At 42.2% G+C, this 10451-nt stretch carries 7 protein-coding genes and 3 pseudogenes; all 10 read left to right on the top strand.

Annotated elements, in window-relative coordinates; genetic code table 11:
• Positions 1-261 (top strand): acetyl-CoA carboxylase biotin carboxyl carrier protein (gene accB, locus L650_RS0106675; RefSeq protein WP_029772610.1); only part of this gene is annotated, 261 nt, incomplete at its 5' end.
• Positions 262-286: 25 nt separating this feature from the next.
• Positions 287-1587: pseudogene (gene accC, locus L650_RS0106670) on the top strand (acetyl-CoA carboxylase biotin carboxylase subunit).
• 125 nt (positions 1588-1712) lie between these two features.
• Positions 1713-2189, top strand: a complete 477-nt coding sequence (gene tsaE / locus L650_RS0106665; RefSeq protein ID WP_029772609.1) for a tRNA (adenosine(37)-N6)-threonylcarbamoyltransferase complex ATPase subunit type 1 TsaE — start codon at positions 1713-1715, stop codon at positions 2187-2189.
• 170 nt (positions 2190-2359) lie between these two features.
• Positions 2360-3703 carry an N-acetylmuramoyl-L-alanine amidase gene (locus L650_RS0106660; protein WP_029772608.1) on the top strand — a complete coding sequence of 448 codons (1344 nt, stop codon included), beginning with the start codon at positions 2360-2362 and terminating at the stop codon, positions 3701-3703.
• 34 nt (positions 3704-3737) lie between these two features.
• Positions 3738-5566 (top strand): annotated as a pseudogene (gene mutL / locus L650_RS0106655) (DNA mismatch repair endonuclease MutL).
• A gap of 10 nt (positions 5567-5576) precedes the next feature.
• Positions 5577-6494 (top strand): tRNA (adenosine(37)-N6)-dimethylallyltransferase MiaA, encoded by a 918-nt coding sequence (gene miaA / locus L650_RS0106650; RefSeq protein WP_029772607.1) that lies wholly within the window; start codon positions 5577-5579, stop codon positions 6492-6494.
• A gap of 81 nt (positions 6495-6575) precedes the next feature.
• Entirely contained in the window at positions 6576-6839 is a 264-nt protein-coding gene (hfq, locus tag L650_RS0106645; protein ID WP_004587665.1) for an RNA chaperone Hfq, read from the top strand.
• 15 nt (positions 6840-6854) lie between these two features.
• Positions 6855-8139: pseudogene (gene hflX, locus L650_RS0106640) on the top strand (ribosome rescue GTPase HflX).
• A gap of 100 nt (positions 8140-8239) precedes the next feature.
• Complete coding sequence (gene hflK / locus L650_RS0106635) at positions 8240-9412, top strand: FtsH protease activity modulator HflK (protein ID WP_004587663.1); 1173 nt, start codon at positions 8240-8242, stop codon at positions 9410-9412.
• A gap of 5 nt (positions 9413-9417) precedes the next feature.
• Positions 9418-10296 (top strand): protease modulator HflC, encoded by an 879-nt coding sequence (gene hflC, locus L650_RS0106630; protein WP_004587662.1) that lies wholly within the window; start codon positions 9418-9420, stop codon positions 10294-10296.
• Positions 10297-10451 lie beyond the last annotated feature (155 nt).

Here is a 10451-nt window from a genome sequence, read left to right as displayed (position 1 = left end):
GCCGATACTACACCAGCAGCACCTGCAGGCCATCAAGTTAAATCACCTATGGTTGGTTCATTTTACTCAGCAGCTTCTCCAGAAGCGCCAGCATACGTAGAAGTAGGTTCTCAAGTTAAAGTAGGTGATACTTTATGTATCGTTGAAGCAATGAAAATGATGAACCAAATTGAGTCAGATAAAGCGGGTACAGTTACAGCTATTTTAGTTGAAAATGGCGAACCAGTAGAATTTGATCAACCTCTATTCATCATTGAATAATTTAGTAACCTAAAGGCCAACTCTTATGTTAGATAAAGTAGTCATTGCAAACCGAGGTGAAATAGCACTTCGCGTATTGCGCGCCTGCAAAGAGCTTGGGATCAAAACGGTTGCTGTGCATTCAACGGCGGATCGCGATCTTAAGCACGTATTACTTGCAGATGAAACCATTTGTATCGGTAGACCNCGGCTGCTGAAGTAACAGACGCTGTAGCGATTCACCCAGGATATGGTTTTCTTTCAGAAAATGCAGATTTTGCTGACCAAGTTGAGCAAAGCGGCTTTGTATTTATTGGTCCAAAAGGCGACACTATTCGTCTTATGGGCGATAAAGTATCGGCAATCAATGCAATGCGCAAAGCCGGTGTACCATGTGTGCCAGGTTCTGACGGTCCGGTATCGGATGACAAAGAACGCAACATGCAAATTGCAAAGCGCATTGGTTACCCGGTAATTATTAAAGCCGCTGGTGGCGGTGGTGGCCGTGGTATGCGTGTAGTACGTAGCGAAGCTGAATTAATTGATTCAATCGCACTTACTCAACAAGAAGCGAAACAGTTTTTTGGTAATAGCATGGTTTACATGGAAAAATTCCTTGAAAACCCTCGCCATATTGAAATTCAGGTACTTGCTGATGGACAAGGTAATGCTGTTCATTTAGGTGAGCGTGACTGTTCTATGCAACGTCGTCACCAAAAAGTAGTTGAAGAAGCGCCTGCTCCAGGTATAACGGCAGAAGTGCGTAAATTTATTGGTGAGCGCTGTACACGTGCATGTATCGAAATTGGTTACCGTGGTGCGGGTACGTTTGAGTTTTTATACGAAAACGGCGAATTTTACTTCATCGAAATGAACACCCGTATTCAAGTTGAGCACCCAGTGACTGAAATGGTAAGCGGTGTTGATTTAATTAAAGAGCAGCTGAAAATTGCTGCTGGGCAACCGCTATCTTTCACGCAAGATGACGTGGTTATCCGCGGCCATGCAATTGAATGTCGTATTAACGCAGAAGACCCAGAAACGTTTATCCCGTCGCCGGGTAAAATTACACGTTTCCACCCTGCAGGTGGTTTAGGTATTCGTTGGGATAGCCATATATATGCTGACTATACAGTACCTCCACATTACGATTCGATGATTGGTAAGCTTATTACTTACGGTGAAAACCGTGATGTGGCTATTGCCCGTGCTCGTAATGCGCTGAACGAATTAGTTATTGATGGCATCAAAACAAACACGCCATTACATAAGAAAATTCTTGCAGACGAAAACTTCCAAAGCGGTGGTACAAATATCCACTACCTTGAGAAAAAACTAGGGCTATAAAGCCCCAGTTAATTAAAACCGGCTTAGGCCGGTTTTTTTATGCCTAAAACGCCAATTTATCGCCTTCAAGAAATATTCTGGTATGATTAGCAAAGATGCGCTTTTAGTAAATTTTTGAGGTAACAATGACGCGTAGTTTTGAAGCTCACCTAAATGATGAAATAGCCACAGTAGCAATGGGTAACAAAGTGGCTGCTATTATAGAGCAAGGTGCAGTAATTTATTTACACGGTGATTTAGGCGCAGGTAAAACAACATTTACGCGTGGTGTAGTGCAAGGCTTTGGCCACACTGGTAAGGTAAAAAGCCCAACCTATACGTTGGTAGAGCCATACGAACTGACACGTGCTAATGTATATCATTTTGACCTATACCGGTTAGGCGATCCTGAAGAGCTTGAGTACATGGGTATAAGAGATTACTTTTCTGAGCAGGCTATTTGTATTGTTGAGTGGCCAGAAAAAGGGGGAGAATTTATACCAGTTCCCGATTTAGACATTACCTTAAGTTACTTTGGCGATGAGCGCAAAATTGTTATTAATAGTGCCAGCGAGCGCGGAATAGCAATTGTCGAAAAACTAACTAACCTAAACCCGAGTTAATATACTTACTAACACATTGAAATATAAAAGCATCAAAGTTACCTTTTTAGTTGGCGTACAAAATAGCGGCTTAAGGTAGATTTACTATCCAACGTTTAGGTTAATAAGCTAATAGCGGGTTAAGGCGCCCGCTCTCATAATAATAAATAGTTAAGGCAATGGTAGTTATAATGAATCGAGGTGTAGTTAAACTTTTTATTTGTTTCATAGTTTTCGCTGTGAGCTTACCGTTGTGGGCAAAAAATACCATAAATAGTGTACGAGTATGGCCCTCGCCAGATAGCACGCGGGTGGTATTTGATTTAGATGATAAGCCCGATTTCAGCTATTTTATGCTTAAAAACCCGAGTCGCTTAGTGGTCGACCTTGAAAACACCAAAGGGTTAAAAGTATTACCGAGTATTCCTTCTAAGCACAAAATTGTAAGCAAGCTGCGCTATTCAAAGCCTAAAAATAAACAAAGTGTACGTTTTGTATTTGAGCTAACAGCGCCTATTAAGCCGGTTATTTTTGCGCTGGCACCTACTGGCCCGTACAAAAACAGGCTGGTTGTGGATTTATATAATAAAAGTGAACCCGCAGTAAGCACTACACCTGCCCAAAAAGCAGCTAAAACGCGCCAGTTAAGCCAAGAGCGAGACATTGTTATTGCAATTGATGCGGGCCATGGCGGAGAAGACCCTGGTTCTATTGGCCCCTCTGGTACGTATGAAAAAACCATTACCCTGCAAATAGCTAAACGTTTAGAGCGTATGATTGACGGCGAACGTGGCATGATTTCGCGCATGGTAAGAAGTGGCGACTACTTTGTTAAGCTTAATACCCGTACCAACCGAGCACGCCAGAAAAAAGCCGACTTTTTAGTGTCAATTCATGCTGATGCATTTACCAGCCCTGGGCCAAATGGTGCTTCGGTGTGGGTGTTATCGCTTGGTCGCGCTAATTCTGAGATTGGTAAATGGATAGAAGATAAAGAAAAACACTCTGAGCTTTTAGGTGGTGCAGCTGATGTAATTAAAGATGCTGCTAACGAAAAATACCTCGCGCAAGCGCTACTTGATATGTCGATGGACCACTCAATGAAAACAGGGCTTAGTGTGGCCGAAGAAGTAGTAAAAGAGCTAAAAAAGGTCGCTAAATTACATAAAAAAGATCCACAACATGCAAGTCTTGCCGTATTAAAGTCGCCAGATATTCCTTCCATTTTGGTTGAGACAGGTTTTATTTCAAACCCCCGTGAAGAGCGCATGTTAAAAAGCGCTAATCACCAGGAACGCTTAGCTAAAGCGATGTTTACGTCTATAAAAAATTATTACTTAAAAAACCCACCTGATGATTCGTTATTTGCAAAGCTTAAATCGCAGTACCCAACTAAACATAAAGTTCGCCCAGGTGAATCGCTAAGCCTATTAGCGAGTCGGTATGGCGTATCGGTAGCCAAATTAAAGCAAGTTAATCAACTACGCTCAAACACCTTGTTTATAGGTCAAGAGCTGGACATACCGCAGAGTTGATGTTTATTAAACCTGTACACGTATTAGGGGCCTCATGAGTATTGAAATATTACCTGCACGATTAGCTAACCAAATAGCGGCAGGTGAAGTGGTTGAACGCCCGGCTTCAGTGGTTAAAGAACTGGTAGAAAATAGCTTAGATGCGGGCGCAACGCGTGTGCAAATAGACATAGAGCGTGGCGGTCACAAGCTTATTCGTATTCGTGATAATGGCTCAGGTATTGGCAAAAATGAGCTCACTTTAGCGCTTTCACGCCATGCAACAAGTAAACTTAAATCACTCGATGATTTAGAAAACATTTGCTCTTTAGGCTTTAGAGGGGAAGCGCTTGCATCTATTAGTTCGGTATCGCGTTTAACGCTTAGCTCAAAGCCCAAAGCACAAGATGCCGCGTGGCAAGCGTTTGCACAGGGCCGCGATATGGACGTGCAAGTAAAGCCGGTAGCCCACCCAGATGGCACAACGATAGAAGTTAAAGATTTATTTTTTAACACCCCAGCAAGGCGCAAGTTTTTACGCACCGAAAAAACCGAATTTAGCCACATTGATGAGCTTATAAAGCGTATTGCACTGAGTCGTTTTGATGTGTCGATTACACTGACGCATAACCAAAAGGTGGTTAGGCAGTACCGTGCTAAAACGGACCCAAATCAAGCGATTACTCGAGTTGCGCAAGTTGCAGGTAAAGCCTTTGCTGAGCAAGGATTGCATATTCAATCTGGCGAAAGTGGTTTACAGCTACATGGTTGGGTATTGCCAGTGGGATCAGCTAATACCACGCAATATACATATGTAAATAATCGCATGATGCGCGATAAGCTAATTTTACATGCTATTCGTCAGGCGTTTGAAGAGGTAAGTGGAGCGCAAGAACTCCCAGGTTTTGTTATTTATATTGATATTGACCCAAGGCAAGTGGATGTAAATGTTCACCCTGCTAAGCACGAGGTGCGTTTTCATCAAGGCCGGTTAGTGCACGACTTTATATTACAGGCGATTAAGCAGGTAGTTGTGCCTCTACAAGGCGAATTTGCAACTAATCAAGCGCCCACAGATGATTACCAATCCTCAGCGTTTATTGAGCAGCCAAGTCATGCGGCTAATAGCCAGCCAGNCAGCCAATAGATTCACAAAACGGTGGTTTTAATAGTCGTGCCCCCTCTAATCGTGCAGGGTCAGGGGGGGGCGCTGCGGGGTATGCTTCACCGTCTCAAAAACATAGTGCAAATCATCACGATGTAAATGCATTTTATCAAGGGGTGAGTGAGCAACAAGCCGCTCATTTTGAGCATAGTGTATCAACGCAGCCCGTTACTGATGAAAGCGCTGCACACGCATTAAAAAGTGTGCAGGTATTAAATGTAAATAAAGGTGTGTGTGTATTTACTCAGCAGCAGCAGTTATTTTGCTCACACTATAAGCATGCACTTGTTGATTACTGGCATGCACAAATAAAAGAGCTGGGTAATTTAGAGGGTAAAGCCTTGTTACTACCAGTAAGGGTTAACCTTGAAAAAGCTGACTGCGAACTAATAGCTCAACAGCAATCGTGGTTTACTTTATTAGGCTTTGAGCTAGTTATTGAAAAACAGTTTGTGATGGTTAAAAAGCTACCCACGTGTTTATATTTACTTGAAGTATCAGCCGCGGTTGAAAACTTGCTTGGCGCATGTAAAACACAGCTCAACGAGTTACAAGCGTGGCTTACATGGCAGCTTAGTTGTGTACCAGAACGCTTTTATGAAAGTAATGCATTTATTGAATTACAAATTAGCTTACAAAATAATCCGCAAACAATTGAACGTTTAAAAGAAAAAGCAGTTAAAATAGACCTAGAACACTATTTAACGCAATTAAATTAAGGTACCCGTGTTGAGCAATTTACCGGTCATATTTTTAATGGGCCCAACCGCAGCTGGTAAAACGGCGTTGGCAATTTCACTGTGTGAGCACTTAAATACAGAAATAATCAGCGTTGATTCAGCGTTAGTGTATAAAGGTATGGACATAGGTACGGCAAAGCCCGATGCAGAAGAGCTTGCTCGTGCTCCGCATCATTTAATTGATTTACTCGATCCGAGCGAAACCTATTCGGTCGCCGATTTTAGACGTGATGCGATAAAAAAAATTGATGAATTCCATCAACAAGGTAAAGTACCAATATTAGTGGGTGGCACCATGATGTACTTTAAATCTTTAATTGATGGATTATCGCCACTGCCTGAAGCCTGCCCAGTCGTTAGAGCAGAGCTTGAAGCGCAAGCAAAACAATTTGGCTGGCCACATTTACATCAAGAGCTGGCTAAAGTAGATCCGCAAGCGGCCGACAAAATAAGTGAAAATGATTCACAAAGAATAAATCGAGCTTTGGAAGTTTACCGTATTAGTGGTAAAACAATGACTGAATTGCAAAAGCAAAAGCAGCCAACGTTACCTTATACTTTTCATCAATTTGCGATTGCGCCTGATGATCGCAGTGAATTACATCAGCGAATTGAAAAAAGGTTTAAAATAATGATAGAACAGGGGTTTGAAAAAGAAGTTTCGACCCTATATCTACGTAAGGATTTACACCCCAATATGCCTTCTATTCGTTGTGTAGGTTATAGACAAATGTGGGATTATCTTGCGGGTGAAGTAGACCATGATGAGATGGTTTTTCGCGGCATTGCTGCAACGCGTCAACTGGCAAAACGTCAGCTAACGTGGTTACGGAGTTGGCCTGATGTTACTTGGTTAACAACAGACGATGAAGAAAACTTGCATCGCGTAGTAAGTTCGCTAAGCTAGTAGTAGTTGCGAATTATTTATTTAATTAAATAAGTTCAGCTACTTAAATTATAATAACACCTAGAACGAAGGAACAATAACATGGCAAAAGGCCAATCGTTACAAGACCCATTTTTGAATGCACTACGTCGTGAGCGCATTCCAGTATCAATCTTTTTGGTAAATGGCATAAAATTACAAGGTAAAATTCAGTCATTTGACCAATTTGTTATTTTACTTGAAAACACTGTAAACCAAATGGTGTATAAACACGCAATTTCAACAGTTGTACCTGCTCGTGCAGTCAACTTCCAAGGTGTTCAAGGGAGCGATGACACTGAAGAGCAAGAACCAGGAAATATTTAATTAGGAGCGTAATGCTTGTTTGACCGCTATGAATCCGGCGAACAGGCAGTCTTAGTTCATATCGACTTACCTAAAGATGGCGATCGTGAAGATCTTCATGAATTAGAGTTGTTGGTATCTTCTGCTGGTGTTAGTAGTTTGGCGGNAAGGCAGCCGCCAAGCACCACATCCGAAACTATTCGTCGGTACCGGTAAAGCAGAAGAAATAGCTGAGATTGTCAAAATCCACAATGCAGATGTTGTCATCTTTAATCATCAATTAAGTCCGTCTCAAGAACGTAATTTAGAGCGCGTTTGCCAATGTCGTGTACTTGATAGAACAACACTTATTCTTGATATTTTTGCCCAAAGAGCCCGTACCCACGAAGGTAAGCTACAAGTAGAGCTTGCTCAGCTTAGGCATATGTCTACTCGGTTAATCCGAGGGTGGACTCACCTTGAGCGCCAAAAAGGGGGAATAGGTTTACGAGGCCCAGGCGAAACACAGCTTGAAACCGATAGACGTTTATTGCGCGCGCGCATTAAAAATATTCGTGCCCGATTAGCCAAAGTGGCTGTACAACGCGAGCAGGGTAGACGTGCGCGTACGCGTAACGAAATTCCTACCGTGTCGCTTGTAGGGTATACCAATGCGGGTAAATCAACCCTGTTTAACCGTATAACAGACTCAGATGTATACGCAGCGGATCAGCTTTTTGCCACGCTTGACCCAACACTACGTAAACTTGATATAGGTGATGTTGGTTCGGTTATTTTGGCCGATACAGTGGGATTTATTCGCCACTTACCGCATGACTTAGTGGCAGCCTTTAAAGCAACACTAACAGAAACGCGTGAAGCCGACCTACAGTTACATGTAATTGATGTGGCAGACCCGCGCAGACGCGAAAACATAGAGGAAGTACAGTCGGTTTTAAAAGAGATTGAAGCTGATGAAGTACCGCAATTATTAGTTTATAACAAAATTGATGCGCTTGATGATGTAAGCCCACGAATTGATCGGGATGACCAAGGGCAGCCTATAAGAGTATGGTTATCTGCACAAACCGGCGAAGGGTGTGAGCTACTTAGCGAAGCAATAAGTGACCTGCTTGCTAAGAAAATGCTTAGTGGTACGTTATTACTTGCCCCTCAATATGGCCGCTTAAGAGCGTCTTTGTTTAGCTTAAGTGCAGTCCATGAAGAGCGCTTTGATGAACATGGTAACTGGTTGTTGGATGTACGTTTACCTATGGTTGAATGGAACCGATTAATTAAAGAGTTTGGTCCTGAAATTGAGGGTTTTATCAATCGCGATTAAAAATTGGCATATAAATGTCGGTTTTTGTATGAGAAACGCGGTAGATTTGATAGATTTAACACAATTTCCTAATTTATTTAGATAACAATGGAGTATAGCTATGGCCTGGAATGAACCGGGTAATAATGGCAATGACAAAGATCCGTGGAACAATAAAGGCGGACGTGATCAAGGCCCACCTGATTTAGACGAGGTGTTCCGTAAGTTTAGCAACAAGTTAGGCGGCATATTTGGCGGAAAAAAATCCGGCAATAATAGTGGCGGTGGACTTGGCGGAGCCGGTATTTCATTTATCCTCATTATCGCCGCAATTGTGTGGGCGTTAAGTGGTATTTATACGGTTAAAGAAGCCGAACGTGGTGTGGTACTGCAATTTGGTAAGTATGACCGTATTGCAGAGCCAGGCCTACGCTGGAAAATGACCTTTATTGAAACGGTTATTCCGGTAGATATTGAAGCTGTACGTTCATTATCTGCATCTGGGTTTATGCTAACGGAAGATGAAAACGTAGTAAGCGTTGAGTTTGAAGTGCAATACCGTGTTATTGACCCGTACCTTTACAAGTTTAGCGTAACTAATGCTGATAACAGCTTAGAGGAAGCGCTTGATAGCGCGTTACGTTACGTTGTTGGCCATGCAAAAATGGACCAAGTACTGACTAATGGCCGTGAAGTTGTTCGTCAAAATACGTGGGATGAGCTTAATAAAATCATCGAACCGTATAACTTAGGTTTAATTGTGACCGATGTGAATTTTAAAGATTCACGTCCACCAACTGAAGTAAAAGATGCATTTGATGACGCTATTGCCGCACAAGAAGATGAAGAGCGTTTCATCCGTGAAGCAGAAGCGTATGCACGTGAGATTGAACCGCGCGCGCGTGGCCAAGTAACACGTATGACGCAAGAAGCAGAAGGTTATCAAGAACGCATTACACTTGAAGCACAAGGTGAAGTGGCTCGTTTTGAAAAGCTACTACCTGAGTATCAAGCAGCTAAAGAAGTAACGCGCGAACGTTTATACATTGATGCTATGGAAGAGGTGCTTAGCAGCAGTTCTAAAGTCATTGTTGATGTTAAAGGCGGTAACAACATGATGTACTTACCACTTGATAAAATTATGGAAAAGCAAGGCACTGCAACACGTGTAGCTTTACCAAGCTCAAGTGATATTCAAGATTTACGCAATAAAGTAAATACATCACGAAATAGCACTGTGAATAGCGGTAATGACCGTTTTAACAGTGATCGCTTTAACAATAACGGGAGATAAGCGTAATGAAAAACTTTAGTTTAGTCATACTATTAGCTGCCATTGTTATGTCTTTCTCTGCGGTATTTGTAGTACCTGAAGGGCAAAAAGCGATTGTGTTGCTATTTAGCAAAGTTGAAAAAGACAGTGAAGACAAAGCCGTTGTATACAGCCCAGGCCTTCACTTAAAAGTACCATTTTTTAGCCAAGTACGTCGTATTGATGCACGTATTCAAACGCTAGATGGCACGCCAGACCGCTTTGTAACAAGCGAGAAAAAAGACTTAATTGTTGATTCGTTTGTTAAATGGCGCGTAAACGACTTTAGCGCATTTTACCTTCGTGCTCGTGGTGATAAGCAATACGCTGAAACACTACTAAAGCAAAAAGTTAATAATGGTCTGCGTACTAACTTTGGTACGCGTACTATTCGCGAGATTGTATCGGGTGAGCGTAGTGAGCTAATGGAAGAGGCGTTAGTACAAGCTTCTGAAAGTGCGCGCGAGTTAGGTATTGAAGTACTTGACGTGCGTGTTAAGCAAATTAACTTACCACAAGAAGTGAGTAGCTCTATTTACCAACGTATGCGCGCTGAGCGTACTGCTGTTGCAAAAGAGCACCGCTCGGAAGGTCAAGAAAAAGCAGAAACTATTCGTGCTAATGTTGACCGCCGTGTAACGGTAATGCTTGCTGATGCAGAGCGTAATGCGCGCTCAGTACGTGGTCAAGGTGATGCAGAAGCTGCCGCTATTTATGCTAAAGCATACAACAAAGACCCAGAGTTCTTTGGTTTTGTTCGTTCTTTAGAGGCGTATAAAAAGACCTTTAAAGATAAACAAGATGTTATGGTACTTTCGCCAGATAGTGACTTCTTTAAATATATGAAAGGCGCTGCAGCGCAATAAGCGATGCCTTAATCATTTAAAAAGTTATAAAGCCCCGCCTATGCGGGGCTTTTTGTTAAGTATAATTTAAAACTTTAAATTACTGTTATATATGTGGTTATTTAAAAAGTGTGATGGCCTAAAAAATACGCGCAGAAAAAATAAGCTGAACAGGG

It is taken from the genome of Pseudoalteromonas sp. TB51, from assembly GCF_000498055.1.
In the GTDB taxonomy this organism is placed as follows: Bacteria; Pseudomonadota; Gammaproteobacteria; order Enterobacterales; family Alteromonadaceae; genus Pseudoalteromonas; species Pseudoalteromonas atlantica.
This window is presented reverse-complemented; position numbering and strand designations above follow the sequence as displayed.

What these genes read in the sequence shown, in the direction of transcription:
- tsaE (WP_029772609.1), top strand. Translation starts at nt 1,713, where the DNA reads ATGACGCGTAGTTTTGAAGCTCACCTAAATGATGAAATAGCCACAGTA.
- L650_RS0106660 (WP_029772608.1), top strand. Translation starts at nt 2,360, where the DNA reads ATGAATCGAGGTGTAGTTAAACTTTTTATTTGTTTCATAGTTTTCGCT.
- hfq (WP_004587665.1), top strand. Translation starts at nt 6,576, where the DNA reads ATGGCAAAAGGCCAATCGTTACAAGACCCATTTTTGAATGCACTACGT.
- hflK (WP_004587663.1), top strand. Translation starts at nt 8,240, where the DNA reads ATGGCCTGGAATGAACCGGGTAATAATGGCAATGACAAAGATCCGTGG.
- hflC (WP_004587662.1), top strand. Translation starts at nt 9,418, where the DNA reads ATGAAAAACTTTAGTTTAGTCATACTATTAGCTGCCATTGTTATGTCT.